Origin of the sequence: Sphingobium sp. R-21 (assembly GCF_049913335.1) — a bacterium.
Taxonomy (GTDB): Bacteria; Pseudomonadota; Alphaproteobacteria; order Sphingomonadales; family Sphingomonadaceae; genus Sphingobium.
In genome coordinates, this window is record NZ_CP184375.1 from 598,528 (window position 1) to 618,589 (window position 20,062).

Sequence of the window (20,062 nt, forward strand, 5' to 3'; positions counted from 1 at the left end):
GCCGTTGCTGCTTCAGCGGCAACGGGTATCGCGATCAATCTCGCGGCCCGCAAGCGCCCCCGCGCCGGCGCCAAAGATTGTACCGAGCGTTTCCGATCCGCCGGGCGCGATCATGTTACCGAGCACGCCGCCCGCAATGGCGCCGATGACCAGGCCTGTGCTGCCGTCCGAACGGCGGCAATAATAGCGCCCGTCCTGACCGCGATAGATGCGGTCATTTTGCGTCAGGCGGCGCTCGCCGTAGCGACGGTCCTCACGATAATATCGATCGGCATAATATCCGCTATAATTCGGGTCTGGCCGGTTATAGTCATATTGTCGCCATTGTGCGTACGGACGACGATTATTGCCGTCGTTCATACAGCCCGTAAGCATGACCGCGGCCATTGCACCTGCTATGAAGATACGCATAGTTTCTCTCCAGCCATGATTGCTATTAATCATTAGGGATGATCATATACGGCTTAAGGATGTATTTTGAGGATCGGAAACTACTCATTTGGTCGAGTGAAGGATCAGTCCGATGACTGGCTGGAAAGTTCGATGGCACTGATGAGTTCATGAAGTTTGAATGGCTTGCGCAGGATGACCGCACCTGGCGCCAATTCCTGCACCTGATAGGGATCGCCCGTCATGAATATATGCGGCACGAAGCCCCCGAGGAGGATTTGAGCGACAGCTGAGATGCCGCTGCTTTCATACAGGTTGGCATCGACGATCATCAGATCGGGCCTGCATCGAACGGCGGCGGCCACCGCTTCCGCTTCGGTCTCGGCAAATGCGCAGACGGTGTGTCCCAGGCCGCTTAGCAGATCTGCAAGGGACATTGCGATGACCGCATCGTCTTCCACGAGCAATATCTGAAGCGGCTTCATGATGCGGCATACTCCCATGCGTCGCCTTTTCCAAGCGTGCACCTCTGGACGATCTTCGATTCTGACCGGCGCTGTGCGCCCAAGAGCGGTCCGGCGAGGGGCTTGAACCGCGCCGGGTTTGCCGGAGGCTATTTGGTATAAGTTACGCAGCCATGGGGACGTCGTCCAGCATGGCGTAGTACAGTTCCTCAGCTTCAGCTGGCGGGATATTGCCGATGGGCTCGAGCAGGCGCCGGTTGTTAAACCAGTCCACCCATTCGAGCGTGGCATATTCCACGGCTTCAAAAGACCGCCATGGTCCTCGCCGATGTATCACCTCGGCCTTATAAAGGCCGTTGATCGTCTCAGCCAAAGCATTGTCATAGCTGTCGCCGACGCTGCCAACCGATGGCTCGATCCCGGCTTCGGCAAGCCGCTCCGAGTATCGGATCGACACGTATTGCGATCCGCGGTCGCTGTGATGGATGAGACCACCCCGATGGACAGGACGTCGTTCGTGGATAGCCTGTTCCAGTGCGTCCAGCACGAAGCCGGCATGCGCAGTCCTGCTGACCCGCCAGCCCACAATGTAGCGAGCATAGACATCGATCACGAAGGCGACATAAACGAAGCCCGCCCACGTCGCGACGTAGGTGAAGTCCGACACCCAGAGCATGTTCGGCGCCGGTGCATGGAACTGCCGGTTCACATGATCGAGCGGGCACGGCGCAGCCTTGTTGCTGATCGTGGTGCGCACGGGCTTGCCCCGGATCACCCCCTGTAAACCCAGATCGCGCATCAGACGCGCGATAGTGCAACGGGCAACAGCAAAGCCCTCGCGGTTCATCTGCCGCCAGACCTTGCGCACGCCGTACACCCCGAAATTCTCGGAAAAGACCCGGACCACCTCTGGCCTCAGATCCTGATCGCGCCGGACACGATCTGACAGTCGCTCCGGATCACGTCGCTGTGCGACGCGCTCATGATAGGTGGATGGGGCAATTGGCAGAACCCTGCAAATCGGCTCGACCCCATATTCCGCGCGATGCTCGTCTATGAAGGCCGTCATCGTTTGAACGGGCGGTCGAGCTCCGCCTGGGCAAAATATGCGCTCGCCTTCCGTAATATCTCGTTGGCCTGGCGCAACTCACGGTTCTCACGCTCCAGCGCCTTCAGGCGATCAGCCATCTCGGTAGGCACGCCAGCGCGCTTGCCGCTGTCCACCTCCGCCTTCTTTACCCACTCGTTCAGCGTGTGCGCCGAGCACCCGATCTTCTCGGCGATAGAAATCATCGCCGCCCAGCGAGAGGGATGGTCTGCTTCGTGATCCAGCACCATCCGCACCGCCCGTGCGCGAACCTCAGGTGCAAACTTGTTCGTCGTTTTGCTCATATCGGCTCCACTTACTCAGAAGTTGGAGCCTCCGGCAAACCCGGCGCGGTTCAGCTTGCCCATGACCATAGCAGAGCCGTCACCAGACCGATCAGGGTCGGAAATTACTCAAATCTCGCATATGCCATATCGTTTGGGCGTAATGGGTTGCGCTGGCCGACATGCTATAATCCGATCCATGGCAGCATTTACTCCCGAGTCGGGTGTCGGCCAACGACACCGCGGCATCTCGGTCGAAGGGCATGCGACTCCGTCAGCCGCCGAACGACCTTGCCAGCGCACATGATGCAGCGGAGCCCCTCTTTTCCCATCATCGCCATAGGGGCTTCGGCCGGTGGGCTCGAAGCCGCCACCAAACTCGTCGCCGGATTACCCGCCCATTCCGGCATGGCCTTCATTCTGGTCCAGCATCTAGCCCCGACGCATGAGAGCATGATGGTAGAACTGCTCGCCGAACATAGCGCCATGAACGTCGTCCAGGCGAGCGACGGTGCGCTGCTTGAGCCCGATTGCCTCTATGTCATTCCGCCCGGGCGCTATCTGTCGGTACGCTCCGGCGCGCTGCATCTGTCTTTGCCCCAGGCTCGGCACGGCGCGCGTCTTCCCTTCGATTTCCTGATCAAATCGCTGGCGCAGGATTGCGGTTCACGCACTGCCTGCCTGATCCTTTCCGGCACAGGCGCGGACGGAAGCCTCGGCGTGCCTGCACTCAAGGAAAAGGGCGGCTTCATCATCGCGCAGGACCCTGACGAAGCGGACTATGACGGTATGCCGCGCAGCGCCATTCTCACCGGCAAGGTCGACGCGGTGCTTCCTGTGGGCCGGATGCCGGAAGCACTTGCGAAATTCGGTAAGCATGTCGCTGCTTTGCCCGATCGGCCTGAATCGACCGGCTTGCCCGATGTCATCGACTTTCTCCGGCAGACGACCGCGCATGATTTCCGGCTGTACAAGCGTGGCACGCTGGAAAGGCGGATCGAAAGACGGATCGGCCTTGCCCCGATCGAGGCGAAGAATATGCACAGCTATTTGCAGCTGTTGCGGAATGACCCGCGGGAGCGCGATCAGCTCGCCAAGGACCTGCTCATCAACGTCACCCGCTTCTTTCGGGATCCGCAGGTCTTCACGACCCTGGGCAAAACGATCATTCCAGACCTCATTGGGGGATTGAAAGAGCATCGGGCGCTGCGGATATGGGTGCCGGGTTGCAGCACGGGCGAGGAAGCCTATTCCATTGCGATGGTTTGCCGTGACGCCATCACGGCCGCCAGGCGCGATATCAAGCTCCAGCTATTTGCGTCCGACGTTGAGCCCGATGCCATCGCTGCCGCCCGCGAAGCCCTTTATCCCGGAACCATTTCGGAGGATGTTTCGCCCGACCGTTTGGCCCGATTTTTCAGGAAGGAGGATGGCGGCGGCTATCGCGTCGTTGCCGACCTGCGGGGCGACGTCATATTCACGGTCCAGAATCTGCTGGCGGACCCGCCTTTTTCGCGGATCGACCTGATATCGTGCCGGAACCTGCTGATCTATCTGAACCCCGAAGCGCAGTCGAAGGCCGTCGCGCTGTTTCATTTCGCCCTGCGCGAACAGGGGATATTGCTCCTCGGCCCTTCGGATGCCGCCGGTAATATCGACGACCGCTTCGAACTGATCGCGAAGACCGAGAAAATCTATCGGCATATCACGCGGAGCCGGCCCGGCGATCCGGGCTTTCCGTTGAGTTTCGACGAGAGCATTCCCACATTGGCCGCGTCAACCGGAACGCAACCGCCGGCGCGTCAGGCGACGCTTGCCGATCTGTGTCGTCAGGCCGTGCTCAGAACGCATGCGCCGGCCGCCGTGCTGGTCAATCGTCAGCGCCAGTGCCTCTATTCGCTTGGCCCCACGGACCGATATCTGCGCGTAGCGCCCGGTTACCCCTCGCACGACCTGCTCGCGATGGCGACCCCTGCCTTGCGGACGAAGCTGAGGCTCGCGATCGAACAGGCCGGGAAGGACAGGCCGCAGGTCAGCGCCGGACGCAGCCGGCTGAACCGCGATGGCGCGACGATCTGGTTTGACATCGATGTCCGGTTTCTGACGCATGAGGGAGAGGAGCTGTTGCTCGTCTGCTTCATCGAAGAGACTGGCCGGGAACGCATGCCGGGTTCCATCCTGGCGCGTGTCGACCGGTCCCGGATCGCCGATCTGGAACGCGAACTGGAAGAAACCCAGGACGAATTGCAGAATGCGCTGCAGAATCTGGAAATGTCGACCCAGGAACAGAAAGCCATCAATGAGGAGGCCTTGTCCGTCAACGAGGAGTTCCAGTCGACCAACGAAGAATTGCTGACATCCAAGGAAGAGTTGCAATCCCTCAACGAGGAGTTGAAGGCACTGAACTCGCAGCTCCAGGAAACACTTGATCGCCAGCGGACGACCGCCGACGATTTGCAGAACGTGCTCTACAGCACGAATGTGGCGACGCTGTTCCTTGACCGTGAACTCAGCATCCGCTTTTTCACGCCCGCAACCAGATCCATTTTCAACGTCATACCTGGCGACATTGGCCGGCCGCTCGCCGACCTCCATTCGCTCGCGACGGATGAAGATCTGCTCACCGATGCCCAGGCGGTCCTGGCGGGCAAGGATGCCATTGAACGCGAAATCGGCGCGAAGAACGGTGTCTGGTTCGTGCGGCGCATTCTTCCCTATCTTGCCCATGACAATCGGGTCGAAGGCGTCGTCATTACCTTCGTCGATATCACCGAGCGCAAGCTGGCCGTATCGGCCGTGGACGCGGCGAGGCAGGAAGCTGAACGGGCGAACCTGGCCAAATCGAGCTTTCTGGCGGCGGCAAGCCACGACCTGCGGCAGCCGCTGCAATCGCTGACGCTGCTACAGGCGCTTCTGGCGCAGCTGGTCGAAGGCGAGGATGCTCAGAAACTGATCGCCCGGTTCGATCAGACGGTCGGCGCGATGTCGGGCATGCTCAACGCTTTGCTCGACATCAACCAGATCGAAGCGGGTGTGATCACGGCGCGGCCCGTGGCCTTCCCGATCAGGGATTTGCTCGACCGGCTGCAGAATGAATTCACCTATCTGGCCCAGGCGAGGCATTTGTCTCTGCATGTCCGGCCAAGCTCTGCGATAGTCGAAAGCGATCCGCGCCTGCTGGAACAGATGCTGCGTAATCTGCTTGCCAACGCCATAAAATATACCAAGCGGGGCCGCATAGTGCTGGGCTGCCGACGCAGCGGCGACGGGCTGCGCATCGAAGTCTGGGACAGCGGGATCGGTATCCCGGAAGACCAGCTTCATGCGATCTTCGATGAATTTCATCAGGTCGACAACGCCGCGCGCGAACGCAGCCTTGGTCTTGGCCTCGGCCTGTCGATCGTCCAGCGCCTCGGGGCATTGCTGGATCATGAAGTGCGCGTCCGGTCGGCCCCCGGCAGAGGGTCGGTTTTTTCCATCGGCGTCAGGCGAGGCAGCGGCGGCTCCCGCCCGGCGCTCGTTGCCGAACGGGGCGAGCATGATGCCGGAAAAACGGCCCGCTCAGGTTGCGAGATCATCCTTGTTGAAGATGATCCCGACGTCCTTGACCTGCTCGCGCAACTGCTCAAGGCTGAAGGGCATATCGTCAGGATCGCGCCGGACGGAAAGACTGCCGTGAAGCTCGTATCGGGTGGAGCGATCCGGCCGGATATCATCCTGGCCGACTATAATCTTCCGGGCGGCATGAACGGCCTGCAACTGCTGGCGAAGCTCCGCAATCTGCTTAATCATCCCGTGCCCGGCATCATCCTGACCGGCGACATATCGACGGCTTCCCTTGCGGAGATCGCGCTTCAGGATTGTGTGCAACTGAGCAAGCCGGTACAGCCCCGCGAACTTGCCGCGGCGATGGAGCGGCTCTTGCCGGACAGTGCGCCGCATGGCGCCCCGATGGATGGGGCGTCGGGCGCCGGTCCGGTGCCCACCGTGTTCGTCGTGGATGACGACCCGGAAATTTGTGCGTCCCTTCGCGACGTACTGGAAGCCGACGGCAGCCATGTCGAGGCTTTTGGAAGCCCGGAGGCGTTTCTCGCCGGATATCTGCCGGGGGGCGAGGGATGCCTGCTGATCGACGCCAACCTGCCCGGCATGAGCGGCATCGCACTTTTGGAAGCGCTTCGGGACAGGGGCGACCGATTGCCGGCGATCATCATCACGGGCAGCGGCGAAATCGGGCTGGCGGTTCAGGCGATGAAAGCGGGTGCCTGCGATTTCATCGAAAAGCCGGTCGGACGCGCGGCACTGCTCGCCAGCATTGGCGGTGCGCTCGAACAATCTCATGATGCCGGTAAATCGTCCGGGGTCCAGGAAGCCGCCTCACGCCGGATCGCTGCATTGACGAAGCGGCAGCATCAAATAATGGACATGGTGCTTTTGGGGCATCCCAGCAAGAATATCGCTGCGGATTTGGGCATCAGCCAGCGTACCGTAGAAAATCACCGGGCATCGATCATGCGTAAAATGGGGGCAAGGTCGCTTCCTGAACTGGCGCGTCTGGTATTTGCGTGGCCATCGGCAGTTTCCTGATCTGACTGGGCGTGCGGCCAAGGAACTGCTTGATTTCCCTGATGGAATGAGACTGGTCATAAAAACTGTCGTAGCAAAGCCCGTGCCGGTCCTGACCACCGCGCGCGATCTGCACGGCAAAGCGGAGCGCCCTATATTTGCGAGCCAGATATTGAGGGGGCGCACCATAGAGGCGATTGGTCAGCCTGCCGACTTGCCGTTCCGAGAGGCCGGTGGCGGCCCGAAGTTCGCGCACTTGCGGCGATGTCTCGCTGGCCAGCCAGTCGTCCACCGTAGCGACAAATGCCCTTATCGCCGGACGCACCTCGGCCATATTCGCTCGCAGATAATCCCAGAGCAAGATCACCGCTTCTTCCGGCTCATCAGCTGCCTTGAGTCGACTGAGAATCTCCTCATGGGCGGCGCCACCAGCACTCGCCGTCATGTCATAAAGGCGGTCAATATGCGCCGATGCATCACGGCCGGTAAGCGCAAGCCAGCCCAACGGCAGCAATGCGACCCCCAACATTTGCAGAGGCCCAGCCAACAGAAAGCGGGTCGCCCCCATGGTCGGGCCGAGCATGCAGACCATCGGCGTCGCGAAGGTGGCGGAATCGGCAAAGATATAGTGGCCGCTGCCCGACAGCATGAAGCGCAATTGGGGAAAGTCTGCGCCCATCATGCCAGTGGCATGATCTGTATCCGTCGTGACCAGATATATGCAGCCGATGTGCAATCGCAGATCGGCTGGCGGGGCGAAATAACGCAGACGGATCGAATTGGGACTGCCGGATGGATGAAAATCCTGTCTGGTCAGGATATCGGAAGCCGAGTTCCTTCCCGAACGCGATCCCTTTCGGTGCAGACCCACATTTGTCATGGCAATTCCCCCATGTTTCCGCTTCACTCGCCCCGTATTGCTGCAACCATCCGCACTTCCGAGCGCGCTTCGCCGACAATGTCGGGTTCACTGTTCGCAAAGAAGCCTCGGAAATTACTCAGCCGGTTCTGGCGACCTGAATGCGGTGATCTCGCAGCTTTTCTCCGGGCTGCAGAAATATTGGCCATGAGGATGGAATCGATGCCGTCATCCAACCGGATATATGGTATAGTGCTTCATCACTCGCTTTTGATCGCAAGCATCCTGTGACAGAGAGACATCCGCTCCCGCTTGCCTGATGGGAGCTCCTCCTATGATTACGATGCGTAAATATGAGACGAAAAATCCCCAAAGGAATGATGATTTTGTCGGGGCGGTCGCCCGCATGGCCTATGCGGGATCGATCCACGGCTATGAGAAAATCGTCGCTGCCAGGATTTGGTTGAAAGGCCATATTCGAAGAGCCGGCGACGAGGCGTGGGCTGCGGGACGAAAGGTTGAGCTCGAAGATGCCCTCGACGAATGGGAGAATGAGGGTGGCGGCCTGGTTCAGCGGGAATGCTGATCCCGGTTGCGCCGTTCCTGCTGCGAGCCGTCCATTTTGATCTTGAAGGAGCGTTCCGATGGCCAAAAGTCAGAAAAGATCGAACCGCGAAGTTCGTAAACCCAAGGCCGCAAAGCCCCGGAAGCACAATGCCTCCAGCCCTTCGCAGAAGCCGGGTACATTGAGCATCGTGACGCTGAAAAGCTGATGACGTTATCCGTGCTGGGCGGGTGCGTCTTTCAATCGTCTGCAGGGCGTTGCAGACGATTGAAATCGCTCTTGTCCGCGCCGCGCTTCATGAGGGCGCGTTCCTTTTCCTCGTCCTCCCGGTGCAATTCCAGAGCGATCGCTGCGCCTTGTGCGCTTAACATGCCCCGCTCTCCGCTTTCCTGTGCCTCCGCCTCCATGGCCTGGACCTCCCAGGCGTTGGCGGCCGCAAGCGCGATCCTGCGCACCTTCTCAAGGGGTGAGGCCGCCGCGACCTGCCGATGATACGCTGCCTGCCGCCTGCACATGGCTGAACTGTTGAGCATGGCTGACCTATCGGCTGTCGTCGGCGGGTATGTTTTGGACCCAGAGAGGAACCGAGGCCCGATTCGCGGGCGGGACCCCGGCCACTCGCGCTGCCCTTTGATCGCGCTCCCAGGCCGCATCCAGATGCTCAGGGTTGACCGGGTGACGCTCGATGGCCGCGCCATTTCTGATGCGCAGCGTTGTAGCTATCCGGCGTAAGGCCGTATGGACATTGCCCTTAAGCACCTCCTCTTCCGTTTCCACATCATAGGTGCCGGCGGGAAGAGGCGTTTCGAATTCCGGCAGTTGGAATGGCTCGGAAAATATCACCGATTTGTGGGTGGTCTGGCTGATCATGACGGCTGCTCGTTAGAGGGGCATGTAGGCGGCAAAGCGTCTGACATCGATTATCTCCCATTTGCAGGCGGGAACACGATGGTCTCTCTGTCACGACATGCCTGGGGCAAAAATCCGGGTGATCGCACATTGTAGCACAGATATGGCTCAGGGCTGCACCTAATCGAGGCGGACGGGAAAGGGCGGAAAGGAATGCCGCCGCCGGTCCTTCTTCACCACGCGACCCGCCAGCGACGCTCACGTGGCTTGCAGGTCGTCGAGGGCGCCGTTGAGGCGTTGCATATCGGCCCGGGACAGCGCTCCCCCGCGCGCAAGCTTGTCGCGAGCAGTCGTGAGCAGACATTCCAGCCGCTGTAATTTTATCAGTTCGCTTGCCGGCACAGACGGCAGGCGAGATTGTGCCTGTATCAGTGAAACCGCCAGGCCAACGCTGTTCTGGGATATATTCATGATGCCTTTTTCCATGATCCAAATGCGGCGCTTGAGGGCGCTGGCGTCAATTGTTCATGAATAGCCCCTAGTTTTCTAGACGCCTTCCGCTTTCAAAATCTTCTGCCGTTCGAACTCGACAGGCGACAGCATCCCGTTCCTGACCTGCTTTCGAACCGGGTTGTAGAACATCTCGACGTAATTGAACACGTCCTGCCGGGCTTCCTCGCGGGTTCTGTAAGTCCGGCGCCGGATGTGCTCGCGCTTGAGCGAGGAGAAGAAGCTCTCGGCCACCGCGTTGTCGTGGCAATTGCCGCGCCGGCTCATCGAGTGCTCAAGATTGTGAGCCCGGATGAACGCAGCCCAGTCCATACTGGTGAACTGCGAGCCCTGGTCCGAATGGATCAGCACCCGGTGCTTCGGCTTACGCCGCCATACCGCCATGTGCAGCGCCTGCAGCACCACATCGGTGGTCTGCCGGCTCTGCATCGACCAACCCACCACGCGGCGGGAATACAGATCGATCACGACAGCCAGATAGGCAAACCCTTCCAGGGTGCGGATGTAGGTGATGTCTGTCACCCAGGCCCGGTCTGGTGCACCCACGTCGAACTGGCGATCGAGGGTGTTGTCGACCACCAGGGACGGCCTGCCGCCATAGCTGCCGGGCCTGCGCTTGTAGCCGATCTGCGCCCTGATGCCCGCCAGCCTGGTCAACCGGGCAACGCGGTTCGGGCAGCAGGTCTCGCCTTGATCCAGCAGGTCATCGTGCAGCTTGCGGTAGCCATAGATCTTGCCGCTGTCGTTCCAGGCCTGCCGGATCAGTTCCGTCTGCCGAGCATCTTCTCGAGCCCGCTGGCTCAGCGGGCTCTTCTGCCAGGCATAGAAACCACTGGGCTGGATGCGCAGGCATCGACACATCGACCGAACCCTGAACTGGTCACGATGCTCAGCAACGAACGCGTATCTCACTTTGCATCCCTGGCGAAATACGCGGTGGCTTCCTAAGAAACAGCCATATCAGGCTCCGGTGTCAGTTCCTGAAGCGAGAAGCCAAAGGCCTTGGCGCGGCGCTGGAGGTTGCCGATCACCCGGCTGCGATACCGCTCTTCATATTGGGTGGCGCCGGGATCATGATACGCCATCCCGAAGCGCAGGCTGTTATAAAAAAGGACAGCGATCTTTCGCGCCGTTGCGGTCACGGCTTTCGCCTTTCCCGCTCGGGCAGATAACCGCCGGTAAAACGCGCCCAGCGCGGTGTCGCTGCGGCCGATCGTGGTTGCAGCCAAGCGCAAAAGTGCCGCCGCGCGGCTCGACGATCGCCGTGTCTTTGATGACAGCAGCTTGCCGCCCGATATCTTGTTACCCGGCGCCAGGCATAGCCAGGACGTAAAATGCTTTGAACTGGGCCAAGCCGAAAGGTCGGTGCCGCACTCGCCGACGAGCTTGAGCGCCAGAGACGGTCCGATTCCATGGATCTGTGTCAGGTCCACGCCCAGCACGCGATAAAGCGCGGACCGGACCTCGAAGTCAGGCGCGTTCACCTGCCGTCTTTTAGTCCGGACTTTGGGGAGGCGGCGGATATCGTGCCCCTTGTCGATTTCGAGCGCCTTGAGCGCGACCTCTAGCTTACGATCGCATTCGAGGATTTTGGTCTGATAAAAGTCGTACAAGGCCAGCGACTGGCAGAGTGCAAAGATGTGCTCATCCCGCCAGTTTCCCGACAAGGCGGCGCAAATGGTCTCCACGGACGCGTGGCAACGGACGTCGCGCATTTCCGCCAGCGTGATGGGCGTGCGTTCGCCGGCCACAATGGCCCTGATGATCCGCATGCCCGTAACCCCGGTGATATCGGAAACGACGTGATGAAGCTGCACGTTCATCTCCATCAGCGCCTTCTGCATGTGCTGGATATGGGACGCTGCATATTCGATCAGACGCTCGCGCTGCCGGAGGTAAGAACGCATGGTCGCCACGCCCGCCTCAGGACGGAAGCTCCCTCGCAATAGCCCATAGCTGTGAAGGCGTTGCAGCCAGGCCGCATCGCTGACATCGGTCTTTCGGCCCGGGACGTTCTTGGCGTATCGGGCGTTGACGAGAATGACGTGAAAGCCGTGCTCCTCCAGCACTTCATAGGCCGGGATCCAGTAAACGCCGGTGGATTCCATCGCCACGCTGGTGACACCACTCGCCTTGAACCAACGGGCCATATCATGCAGCTCGCCGGTGAACGTGCCAAATGCCCGCACGGGATTGTCGTCCGCCTGCGGATTAATGGCCGCCAAGTGCATGGTCGAGCCGATATCGATGGCGGCGGCGCCAGGGTTGACCATGGACAAAGCGTCTGAACCTGGGGATTTTGCTCCTGTCATTCCATGTCCTCCTTCAAAGCGGAGGGTATGGGCTATGCCAACCGTCATCTTCCTAATCGGGATCGCCGCAGCACGGCGTCACCACTCTCAAGTACGCAAATGCCCACGGGCCACGTTTTTTAACGGGGTATCATGCCTCCAATAAGCGAACGGCCGCGACCCTCCTAGCCAACACCATAGCACGGCCCGTTTCTACCCTGCACAGGCGGGCTCAGCCGGGGACCGTTTTTTAATATGTCGCGCTCCTCGGTCACCCGGGCCAGCTCGCGCTTCAACTGGCGGATCTCGGCATCCTTGCCGGCATCGCTCGACACTTGCTTCGCCAGCTGCCGCTTCCACGCATACAGCGAGTGCTGACTCACGCCTAGCCGCTGCGAGACCTCGGCTACCGGATACCCGCGCTCGGTGATCTGGGCCACCGCATCACGCTTGAACTCATCGCTGAAATTGGGCTTCCCCATCATCACCTCCTGTCCTCAAAAGTAGGATTGAAGGCGTCTAGAAAACTAGGGGCTATTCAGCATGTAACGGTGAGGCCACCTAACGACTTGTTTGGAAGAAGCCCCTTCCAGCAATGCCAGAATGTCCTCGGAGAAGCTTGCTTCCTCACATTGAGGGTGGCCTTCCAGCATCGGCCTTCGGCCGCGCCTGCCATTTATCAAGGAACTGCAAGGCCGGAGTGACGGTGATGCCATGCAGCAGGATCGAAACAAGCACCGTCAAGGCGACGATGCTCCAAAGCTTCGCCGGGTCAGGGAAATCAGCCTGATTGAGGGCGAAGGCGAGATAATAGATCGTGCCCATTCCTCTAATTCCAAAGAAAGAGATCACGACTTTTTCCCGCCAGGGTATCTGCGATCCGCTGAGGCTGATGAAGCCGGCGAGCGGACGCGCGACAAGAATGGTGAGGGAAGTGAACACAATGATCCGGGCGTCCAGCTTTGCCAGTAAGCCGGCATGCATGACCATGCCGCCGAACAGGACGAGCAACAGCATCATGAGCAGGCGTTCGGTTTCCTCCGCGAACGCATGCAGCCGATGCTGATAGCTGTGGTCACGGCTGGCATGACGAAGGCCGAGCGCTGCGACGAACACAGCAAGAAAGCCGTACCCACCGGCCAGTTGCGTTAATCCGTAAGCAACCAGCGCGGCGCCCAGGGCGACGAAACCGTCGCCGGTGCGCGACAGCTTGGCCACATTGGGAAGGTGGAAGGTCAAATGGCCAAGCACCCTGCCAATGCCATAACCCATGCAGAGCCCGACCAGAAGTTTCCAGATCAGGTCGATCAGCAGCCAGCGCCCGAACGCCTCGGTCCCGAACGACAGGCCTGTCATGGCGATCGCCAGATTGACGAAGGGGAAGGCCAACCCGTCATTCAGTCCCGCTTCGGATGTGAGCGCGAAGCGGGCTTCCCCTTCCTCCCCCTCTCCGGGTGCTCCAACCTGAACGTCGCTGGCCAGCACGGGGTCGGTCGGCGCGAGACTTGATCCTATCAACACTGCCGCGGCAATTCCCAGCCCCAGAAGGGACGAGGCGAGCGCCGCGACCAGCAGGATCGTGATCGGCATCGCAATTGCAAGAAGACGCCAGGTGAGTGCCCAGCGATGAAGCCCGATAAGCCGGTCAATCTTCAGGCCGGCGCCCATCAGTGAAACCACCACGACCAGCTCGCTCAGGCGTTCGACAGCGATCGGGTGTTGTAGCGGATGAACGGCAAAGGGGTGCAACGCTGGCAGCATGAACAAGGCTGCGCCGGCCCCGACACAGAAGATTGGCAGCGAGAGCGGCATTTTCCGCATGATCATCGGAACCCAGGCCGTCATCAATATGATCGCACCGAGGCCCGCCAGTATCTGGATGTAAAGAGCGGCGTTGGGCATGGGCCTTCCTGCACCCCTTCAGAGCGGTACCACGCTCACGCGAACGCCCATGTCGAGGAAATCGTCCGGAGCGACAGTGAAGCCGGTGGCGCGCAGTGCATCCTCAATCACCTTGCGCACGCCGGTCGCGACTGTGGGTCGGACATTGATGCGCTCTTCATGACAGGGGGTGACGGAGCCTGCGTGGATGCAAGCGACGGGACAAGCGCCCGCGTTGCCAGCGGTGTCTTGATCTCACGGTCCCGCTCAACAGCGTCCTTGGTCAAACCCCAGAAGCCGTGGGTACGCTGAAATGTCGCTCGGGCTTGATCGTCGATCAGGGTCACGCGGCGACCAAACTGGGCCTGCACCTCCACCGCCTATTTCTCGCAATAGCCGAAGCCGGGATCGCGATGCACAACGATAGGCGCGGCCGCGCTGGCTGCGGTCGAAAACGGCATCAATGCAGCAGCAATCAGGTGACGTTTCATGCTTCGAGACCTCCTCGCATGCTTCTCTATACGCGCATGAGTACGCGAAACCTCAATCTATCTTGGCGCTCCGATAGGTTTGAATTTTGGTCGGGACCATTGGGAGATATCCGTGACGTCTCCCTACGGAATGCCCATAGTTTTAGCCGAGCGTTTTTTGCGCGGCCATCAAAGGTCGTAGGAGACGTGCGATGGTGCAATTCGAGATCATGTCCGAGGCACGCAAGAGCCTCAAAGCATGGCTTGATCGGCGCGGCGGGACGATACGCCACTTCGTATTCCCAAGCGGGATCGACCTCGGTCATTTGAGCACACGTCAATATGCGCGCCTCGTCGATGAATGGGTCTCGACGATCGGCCTCGACAGACGCGAGTATGGCACACACTCGATCCGACGGACCAAGGCGGCGCTGATCTACAAAGCCACAGGCAATCTTCGCGCCGTGCAAATCCTGCTCGGCCATACCAACATCGAAAATACAGTCAGATATCTCGGCGTAGATGTCGATGATGCTCTGACGCTGTCCGAACGGACCGAAATTTGAAAATTCCGGCTTCCTGATATCTCTGGGAAGCCGGTCCACCCCTATGAACGACCGGCAGGTATCAACGAGCGAATCTGCCCCCGCGAACGACAGCTTTGTCGGCGGCAGCAGCCGCCGAGCAGGAAGACTTCGGTTGTAGAATTCGAAGTAAAATTAGGGCGCGATTTCGTTGTCCAACGCTTCAAAAGCCTCGCGGAGCACCGCCTCGATTGGACGTTGTCCGCCCTCGTTGTGAAATATTTCCGTTGAAAGCCGGATGGCGCCGATGGCCATCATTGCGACGAGCCGCAGTGCCATCTCACTCGGCTGATCTGGCCAGCGCTCTCGCAGCGCCGCGAGCAGTGTTTGCTCGTGTTGCACATAGCTTGCCTGCTTTCGCGCCTGAACCGCTTCGCTAGAGCGCATGAGCCTGTCGATAACGATCATGTCGTCCGTCGGTACTGACGCGCTAACCACCACCACTGCCTCGCGGATCGCATCGAGTGGTCGCATGGTGTCTGGCGCACGCCGGATTGCGTCCGCGATCATCGCGCCCATGCCGCTCTGCAAAGACAGGAGGATGTCGTCCTTCGACTTGAAATAATAGAAGAACGTCCGCCGAGAGATTCCGGCCGCGACCGCGATCTCGTCGATGGTGGTCGTCTCGTAACCCTTGGCGACGAAAAGCGCGATTCCCGCATCGGTTATCCGCTGCAGGGTCTCGCGGCGCTTGCGCTCCCGCAATCCGTCGGTGGACATTTGAGAGGTTGCGCTCGGCACAATAAGCATTGCCTCTTGAAAATTACACTCAGTGCGATATTTGTCTTTTTACACTAAGTGCGCTTTTTTGAAAAGGCTCCTCCCGTGACGACATGGACCGTATCCGACATTCCCTCCCAGCGCGGCCGATCTGCGGTCATTACGGGAACAGGAGGCCTAGGCTTCGAGGATGCGCTGGCCTTGGCAAGTGCTGGTTGCGACGTCATCATCGCAGGCCGTAGCCAAGAAAAAGGGGCTGCAGCGATCGCATCGATCCGATCCCAGGTCCCACATGCCCATGTGCGCTTCGAGCAGCTTGATCTCGCCAGTCTGAAGTCCATTGCAGCATTTGGAGAGAGGCTGCGAAATCAGCAAGCGAGCCTCGACCTCCTGATCAATAATGCCGGTGTCATGGTGCCTCCACAGCGCCGGGAGACAGAAGACGGGTTCGAGTTGCAGCTTGGGACCAATTATCTCGGCCATTTCGCGCTCACAGGCCAACTCCTGCCGCTCCTGAGAGCCAGCGATGGCGCCCGGGTCATTACACTGTCGAGCGTCGCAGCACGGAGCGGCTCGATCGATTTTGACGATCTGAATGCGGACAAGCACTACAAGCCCATGCCGATCTACAGCCAGTCGAAGCTGGCCTGCCTCATGTTCGCGCTGGAACTACAGCGCCGCAGCGAGGCAAATGGATGGGGACTCTCCAGCATTGGCGCACATCCGGGTATCGCGCGAACCGATCTGCTTCACAATGCACCAGGACGCTGGAGCGCGATGGGCCTGACGCGATCGCTGCTATGGTTCCTGTTCCAACCCGCGTCTCGGGGCGCACTCCCGACGCTCTTCGCCGCAACATCCCCCGACGCGGAACCGGGAGCCTATTATGGTCCGGACGGGTTGAGTGAAACGCGAGGCTTCCCAGCTCGGGCGAACATACCTTCAAGGGCTTTGGATGAAGTGGCGGCCACACGCCTGTGGACTGTCTCGGAACAACTCATCGGCATGACGATCGTATAGCTGAATGTAGGACCGCTATCGGGCTGCGCAATTCGGGCCACGAACGTCGGGGATCAGGGCGATCGCAGTCGGACCGAAATTTGAAAAGAGATGATCGGCGTTTCGCGCCGCTGGCGCGATCCTGCTCTATTCCGCTTCGCTCCACCGAGCCGCCCTTGGCGTCTCGTCCCATGCGGGTAACGATCAGTAACGCATGAGGGCCGGTGCTACGCACCGCCCCGGCGGTCGCCGCGCCTGCGGTGCGACAGCGTTGGCCTTGGCGGCGTCGATCTGGCGGGTGGGCGTCGCTTGCCCTTTAGGCCCGCCGCGCCGGGCCGCAACTCCGGCTTCACCGGAGTCCTCCACCTGCGTTCCGGTCCTGCGGATGCAGCCCGGCTCTGCCGGCGGGCCTGCCGGTCCGCTCCTGCCGCCCACCCGCCATTCCGGCGCCGGTTGCTGCGGTTTGAAGGAGTGAAGGATCATGGAACTCAAGCATATCGACATCGCAAAGCTCGCCGTCTCTGCCGTCAACATGCGCGGCAAGGGCAAGGCGGACCTGTCCAATATCCTCCCGTCCGTCAGGGCGCGGGGCGTGTTGGTGCCGCTGATCGTGAGGGTGAATGGCAGTCCGGACACCTATGAGATCGTGGCAGGCAAGCGGCGCTATCAGGCGGCGCTGGCCGTGGCGCAAGAAAGCGGCGAAGCCGATCCGCTGCCCTGCGCGGTGATCGAGGCAGGGGACGATGCGGCAGCGCTGGAAGCCTCGCTGATCGAGAATATCGCCCGGCTCGATCCTGATGAAATGACCCAGTGCGAGACCTTCACGCGATTGATGCGCGAGGGACGGAGCGTCGAGGAACTGTCGCTGACCTTCGGGCTTACCACGTTGCAGGTGAAACGGACCCTAGCCCTGGGCAATCTGCTGCCCCGCATCCGCAATCTCTATCGATCCGGGAAGATCGACACGGTAACCGTGCGGCATCTGACCCTTGCCTCCAAATCCCAGCAGCGCGACTGGCTGGCCCTGCTCGATGACGAGAGCGCCTATGTGCCGACGGGATCGGCGTTGAAGGCGTGGCTGTTCGGAGGGGTGTCGATCCCGGTCAAGGCGGCGCTGTTCGATGTGGAGAGCTATGACGGTGGGATTGTTGCCGACCTGTTCGGGGAGGAGCGCTATTTCGCGGATGTCGCTGCCTTCTGGCAGGCCCAGAATGCGGCGATAGAGGCGCGGGTCGAGCAATATCGGGATGCCGGGTGGCACGATGTCGTCCTTCTCCCGCAGGGCGAACCCTTCCATGGCTGGGAATATGAGCGCTGCCCCAAGCGCAAGGGCGGCAAGGTCTATGTCGTCACCAGCCATAGGGGCGATGTCACTTTCCATGAGGGTTATCTCACATCGAAGGAGGCCCGCAAGCTTGCCAAGCAGGGTGAGAGCGAGGACATCACCAACAAGCCCTCACGGCCCGAAGTGACGAGCAGCCAGCAGGATTATATCGACCTGCATCGCCATGCTGCCGTCCGGGCGCGGATGATCGGTCAGCCTGGCCTGTGCCTGCGTGTAGCGGTGGCGCATATGATCGCAGGATCGCCGCTCTGGACGATCCGAACCGAACCGCAGCGCGCCGCCGATGCGATTGCCGAGAGCGTCGAGAACAGCCCATCCGAGGCGCAGTTCGATGCCGAGCGGCGCAGGCTGCTGGCGGTACTGGACTTCGATCCCGATACCCCAACCATCACGGGTGGCAGCGATGGGCTGACCAGCCTCTATGCCAAGCTCTGCACCTTGGACGATGCCACCGTCATGGCCATTCTCTCAGTGGCGATGGGCGAGACATTGGATGCCAGGTGCGATCTTGTCGATGCGCTGGGCGTCCAACTCGCTATCGACATGGCGCAGGTCTGGCAGGCCGACGATGCCTTGCTCGATAGTCTGCGCGACCGTGTGGTGATCGACGCCATGCTGGCCGAGGTGGCGGGCAAGGATATTGCCGAGGCCAATGCGAAGGAGACCGGCAAGACCAAGCGGCAGATCATCCGCGACTGTCTTGCGGGCACCAACGGGCGCGCCAAGGTCGAGGGCTGGGTGCCGCGCTGGCTGTATTTTCCTCCCAGCAGCTACACGCAGCGGGGTGGCGTTGGCAGCGTCAGCCGGACAGCCAGGGCCGCCGAGGCCATGGCCTTATCCACCGATACCGTGGACGCCGAACCCGCGCCCCTGTCGCTGGCTGCATGACCTGCCCTGACCGGCGGTCTTTCAGGCCGCCGGTCCTTCCTTTGAACGGGAGACATGTCATGACCGACACCCCCGATCCTGATCGGCTGGAACGTCTGGAGGCGGCCCTGCTGACGATGCCGCGCCTGCGCCGCGAGATATTCCTCGCCGTCCGGCTCGACGCCATGACCTATGAGGAGGTCGCCAGAATAACCGGCCTTTCCGTCCGGGCCGTCGAGCGGCAGATGGGCCGCGCCATCGCCCATATCGGTTACCATCTGCGCCATGGAGAAGCATCGCCACCGCGCCGATGGTGGCGCAAATGATTGCGAGGCGGAGAGATTTCATGCCGTCAACCTCGTCGCTGCTACGCGGCGAGGTTGGCGGATTTGCGATAGCAGGTTAGGACTAGGGCCATGAAGACCAGCCTCGACCATCTGCCCGAAGGCAAGCGGCGCGAACTGGCGCATGTGGTCGAGACCGTGCGCGAGGGCTTTGCCCGTGCCACCGCGCAGCGCACCCAGCCGCGCTATCGTAACGGCAGGCTGCTCAAGATCATCCTGTTCGGCAGCTATGCGCGGGGCGATTGGGTCGAAGACCCGGTGGGCCGCTATTTCTCCGATTATGACCTGCTGATCGTCGTCAATCATGACGATCTGACCGACATTGCGGAGTTTTGGGAGAAGACCGAGGCGCAGCTTCTCGCCGACCTGTCGGCGGGCACAATCCTGCGCACGCCGGTCAGCCTGATCTATCACAGCCTCGACGATGTGAACGAGAAGCTGCGGCTGGGTCGCTATTTCTTCATGGACATATTGCGCGACGGCATCGCCCTGTTCGAGGAGCCGGGCCACCCCTTTGTCGAACCACAACCGCTATCGCCGGAGCAGGCGCTCAAGGAGACGCAGGACTATTTCGACGAGTGGTTTGAAAGCGCTGAAACTTTCCTGAAAACGAGTCAGCTCGTGAAGGAAATGGATCGTCCGAAGGAAGCGGCGTTTCTCCTGCATCAGGCGACCGAGCGCTTCTATCATTGCCTGTTTCTCGTCCGCACTTTGTACAGCCCCAAGAGCCATAATCTGAACCGGCTGCGCGATCTGGCCGAGGAACTGGAGCCGTCGCTCAAAACCGTTTGGCCCCGCGAGACCCGTTTTGAGAAGCGCTGCTATTCCCTGCTGCGAGATGCCTATATCAAGGCCCGCTATTCACGCGCCTATCGCATCACCGAAGAGGAATTGGACTGGATCGCGCAGCGGGTGTCGCTGCTGCAAAATCTTGTCCGCGAAGCTTGCGAAAGCCGCATCGAAACCCTCGCCAAGGCTGCCTGAGCG

16 protein-coding genes, 3 pseudogenes and 1 other annotated feature are annotated in these 20,062 nt (G+C 60.5%); of the genes and pseudogenes, 7 read left to right on the forward strand and 12 right to left on the reverse strand.

What is annotated here, in order from left to right; genetic code table 11:
• Positions 1-12: 12 nt before the first annotated feature.
• The 3 genes from ACN9MX_RS17405 to ACN9MX_RS17415 all read right to left on the reverse strand — a co-directional run bounded on the left by ACN9MX_RS17405 (position 13) and on the right by ACN9MX_RS17415 (position 2,246).
• Complete coding sequence (locus ACN9MX_RS17405) at positions 13-411, reverse strand: glycine zipper 2TM domain-containing protein (protein ID WP_363829823.1); 399 nt, start codon at positions 409-411, stop codon at positions 13-15.
• Between the two features lie 104 nt (positions 412-515).
• The gene (locus ACN9MX_RS17410; RefSeq protein WP_363737266.1) at positions 516-875 is read right to left on the reverse strand and encodes a response regulator; all 360 of its coding nucleotides are present in this window, start codon (positions 873-875) and stop codon (positions 516-518) included.
• A 142-nt stretch (positions 876-1,017) separates the two neighbouring features.
• Positions 1,018-2,246, reverse strand: a protein-coding gene (locus ACN9MX_RS17415; RefSeq protein ID WP_363827375.1) for an IS3 family transposase whose coding sequence is annotated in 2 segments (ribosomal slippage) — positions 1,018-1,958 and positions 1,958-2,246 — 1,230 coding nt in all. Because the reading frame shifts where the segments join, the coding sequence is not laid out codon by codon here.
• Positions 1,849-1,965, reverse strand: a sequence feature (AL1L pseudoknot). (Overlaps the previous gene by 117 nt.)
• Before the next feature lie 282 nt (positions 2,247-2,528).
• On the opposite strand from ACN9MX_RS17415, the gene ACN9MX_RS17420 reads away from it, so the two are divergent.
• The gene (locus ACN9MX_RS17420; RefSeq protein WP_363829826.1) at positions 2,529-6,812 is read left to right on the forward strand and encodes a chemotaxis protein CheB; all 4,284 of its coding nucleotides are present in this window, start codon (positions 2,529-2,531) and stop codon (positions 6,810-6,812) included.
• Here ACN9MX_RS17420 and ACN9MX_RS17425 read toward each other — a convergent pair.
• Positions 6,736-7,671, reverse strand: a complete 936-nt coding sequence (locus ACN9MX_RS17425; RefSeq protein ID WP_363737264.1) for an AraC family transcriptional regulator — start codon at positions 7,669-7,671, stop codon at positions 6,736-6,738. The two genes, ACN9MX_RS17420 and ACN9MX_RS17425, sit on opposite strands and share 77 nt — an antisense overlap.
• Before the next feature lie 322 nt (positions 7,672-7,993).
• Between ACN9MX_RS17425 and ACN9MX_RS17430 the strand changes: the two genes are divergently transcribed.
• A complete protein-coding gene (locus ACN9MX_RS17430; protein WP_363829832.1) occupies positions 7,994-8,236 on the forward strand; it encodes a hypothetical protein in 243 nt (80 codons plus the stop codon).
• Between the two features lie 218 nt (positions 8,237-8,454).
• Here the strand turns inward: ACN9MX_RS17430 and ACN9MX_RS17435 are convergent, their stop codons facing one another.
• The 6 genes and pseudogenes from ACN9MX_RS17435 to ACN9MX_RS17460 all read right to left on the reverse strand — a co-directional run bounded on the left by ACN9MX_RS17435 (position 8,455) and on the right by ACN9MX_RS17460 (position 13,767).
• A complete protein-coding gene (locus tag ACN9MX_RS17435; protein ID WP_363737261.1) occupies positions 8,455-8,748 on the reverse strand; it encodes a hypothetical protein in 294 nt (97 codons plus the stop codon).
• A gap of 7 nt (positions 8,749-8,755) precedes the next feature.
• Positions 8,756-9,085, reverse strand: coding sequence for a hypothetical protein (locus ACN9MX_RS17440; protein ID WP_363737260.1), 330 nt, complete (start codon positions 9,083-9,085; stop codon positions 8,756-8,758).
• A gap of 237 nt (positions 9,086-9,322) precedes the next feature.
• The gene (locus ACN9MX_RS17445; RefSeq protein WP_363737259.1) at positions 9,323-9,550 is read right to left on the reverse strand and encodes a hypothetical protein; all 228 of its coding nucleotides are present in this window, start codon (positions 9,548-9,550) and stop codon (positions 9,323-9,325) included.
• Positions 9,551-9,610: 60 nt separating this feature from the next.
• Positions 9,611-11,934, reverse strand: a pseudogene (locus ACN9MX_RS17450) (IS3 family transposase).
• Positions 11,935-12,098: 164 nt separating this feature from the next.
• Positions 12,099-12,347: pseudogene (locus ACN9MX_RS17455) on the reverse strand (transposase); the annotation flags it as partial.
• A gap of 145 nt (positions 12,348-12,492) precedes the next feature.
• Positions 12,493-13,767, reverse strand: coding sequence for a cation:proton antiporter (locus ACN9MX_RS17460; protein WP_363737258.1), 1,275 nt, complete (start codon positions 13,765-13,767; stop codon positions 12,493-12,495).
• 631 nt (positions 13,768-14,398) lie between these two features.
• Here ACN9MX_RS17460 and ACN9MX_RS17465 point away from each other — a divergent pair.
• Positions 14,399-14,782: pseudogene (locus tag ACN9MX_RS17465) on the forward strand (tyrosine-type recombinase/integrase); the annotation flags it as partial.
• A gap of 153 nt (positions 14,783-14,935) precedes the next feature.
• On the opposite strand, the gene ACN9MX_RS17470 reads toward ACN9MX_RS17465, so the two are convergent.
• Positions 14,936-15,520, reverse strand: a complete 585-nt coding sequence (locus tag ACN9MX_RS17470) for a TetR/AcrR family transcriptional regulator (protein ID WP_363737257.1) — start codon at positions 15,518-15,520, stop codon at positions 14,936-14,938.
• Positions 15,521-15,625: 105 nt separating this feature from the next.
• Between ACN9MX_RS17470 and ACN9MX_RS17475 the strand changes: the two genes are divergently transcribed.
• Positions 15,626-16,540, forward strand: coding sequence for an SDR family oxidoreductase (locus tag ACN9MX_RS17475; RefSeq protein WP_363829838.1), 915 nt, complete (start codon positions 15,626-15,628; stop codon positions 16,538-16,540).
• 183 nt (positions 16,541-16,723) lie between these two features.
• On the opposite strand, the gene ACN9MX_RS17480 is transcribed toward ACN9MX_RS17475, so the two are convergent.
• Entirely contained in the window at positions 16,724-17,002 is a 279-nt protein-coding gene (locus ACN9MX_RS17480) for a hypothetical protein (RefSeq protein WP_363829841.1), read from the reverse strand.
• Between ACN9MX_RS17480 and ACN9MX_RS17485 the strand changes: the two genes are divergently transcribed.
• The 3 genes from ACN9MX_RS17485 to ACN9MX_RS17495 all read left to right on the forward strand — a co-directional run bounded on the left by ACN9MX_RS17485 (position 17,001) and on the right by ACN9MX_RS17495 (position 20,059).
• Positions 17,001-18,752 (forward strand): ParB/RepB/Spo0J family partition protein, encoded by a 1,752-nt coding sequence (locus ACN9MX_RS17485; RefSeq protein ID WP_363829844.1) that lies wholly within the window; start codon positions 17,001-17,003, stop codon positions 18,750-18,752. The two genes, ACN9MX_RS17480 and ACN9MX_RS17485, sit on opposite strands and share 2 nt — an antisense overlap.
• 59 nt (positions 18,753-18,811) lie before the next feature.
• The gene (locus ACN9MX_RS17490; protein WP_363738185.1) at positions 18,812-19,057 is read left to right on the forward strand and encodes a sigma-70 region 4 domain-containing protein; all 246 of its coding nucleotides are present in this window, start codon (positions 18,812-18,814) and stop codon (positions 19,055-19,057) included.
• A 90-nt stretch (positions 19,058-19,147) separates the two neighbouring features.
• A complete protein-coding gene (locus ACN9MX_RS17495) occupies positions 19,148-20,059 on the forward strand; it encodes a HEPN domain-containing protein (RefSeq protein WP_363829847.1) in 912 nt (303 codons plus the stop codon).
• The last annotated feature ends 3 nt before the right edge of the window (positions 20,060-20,062 follow it).

Excerpts from the sequence above, each read along its gene's own strand:
- ACN9MX_RS17440 (WP_363737260.1), bottom strand. The coding sequence starts at position 9,085 with ATGATCAGCCAGACCACCCACAAATCGGTGATATTTTCCGAGCCATTC.
- ACN9MX_RS17495 (WP_363829847.1), top strand. The coding sequence starts at position 19,148 with ATGAAGACCAGCCTCGACCATCTGCCCGAAGGCAAGCGGCGCGAACTG.
- ACN9MX_RS17480 (WP_363829841.1), bottom strand. The coding sequence starts at position 17,002 with ATGATCCTTCACTCCTTCAAACCGCAGCAACCGGCGCCGGAATGGCGG.
- ACN9MX_RS17485 (WP_363829844.1), top strand. The coding sequence starts at position 17,001 with ATGGAACTCAAGCATATCGACATCGCAAAGCTCGCCGTCTCTGCCGTC.
- ACN9MX_RS17420 (WP_363829826.1), top strand. The coding sequence starts at position 2,529 with ATGATGCAGCGGAGCCCCTCTTTTCCCATCATCGCCATAGGGGCTTCG.
- ACN9MX_RS17435 (WP_363737261.1), bottom strand. The coding sequence starts at position 8,748 with ATGCTCAACAGTTCAGCCATGTGCAGGCGGCAGGCAGCGTATCATCGG.
- ACN9MX_RS17425 (WP_363737264.1), bottom strand. The coding sequence starts at position 7,671 with ATGACAAATGTGGGTCTGCACCGAAAGGGATCGCGTTCGGGAAGGAAC.
- ACN9MX_RS17410 (WP_363737266.1), bottom strand. The coding sequence starts at position 875 with ATGAAGCCGCTTCAGATATTGCTCGTGGAAGACGATGCGGTCATCGCA.
- ACN9MX_RS17445 (WP_363737259.1), bottom strand. The coding sequence starts at position 9,550 with ATGGAAAAAGGCATCATGAATATATCCCAGAACAGCGTTGGCCTGGCG.
- ACN9MX_RS17460 (WP_363737258.1), bottom strand. The coding sequence starts at position 13,767 with ATGCCCAACGCCGCTCTTTACATCCAGATACTGGCGGGCCTCGGTGCG.
- ACN9MX_RS17490 (WP_363738185.1), top strand. The coding sequence starts at position 18,812 with ATGACCGACACCCCCGATCCTGATCGGCTGGAACGTCTGGAGGCGGCC.
- ACN9MX_RS17405 (WP_363829823.1), bottom strand. The coding sequence starts at position 411 with ATGCGTATCTTCATAGCAGGTGCAATGGCCGCGGTCATGCTTACGGGC.
- ACN9MX_RS17470 (WP_363737257.1), bottom strand. The coding sequence starts at position 15,520 with ATGTCCACCGACGGATTGCGGGAGCGCAAGCGCCGCGAGACCCTGCAG.
- ACN9MX_RS17430 (WP_363829832.1), top strand. The coding sequence starts at position 7,994 with ATGCGTAAATATGAGACGAAAAATCCCCAAAGGAATGATGATTTTGTC.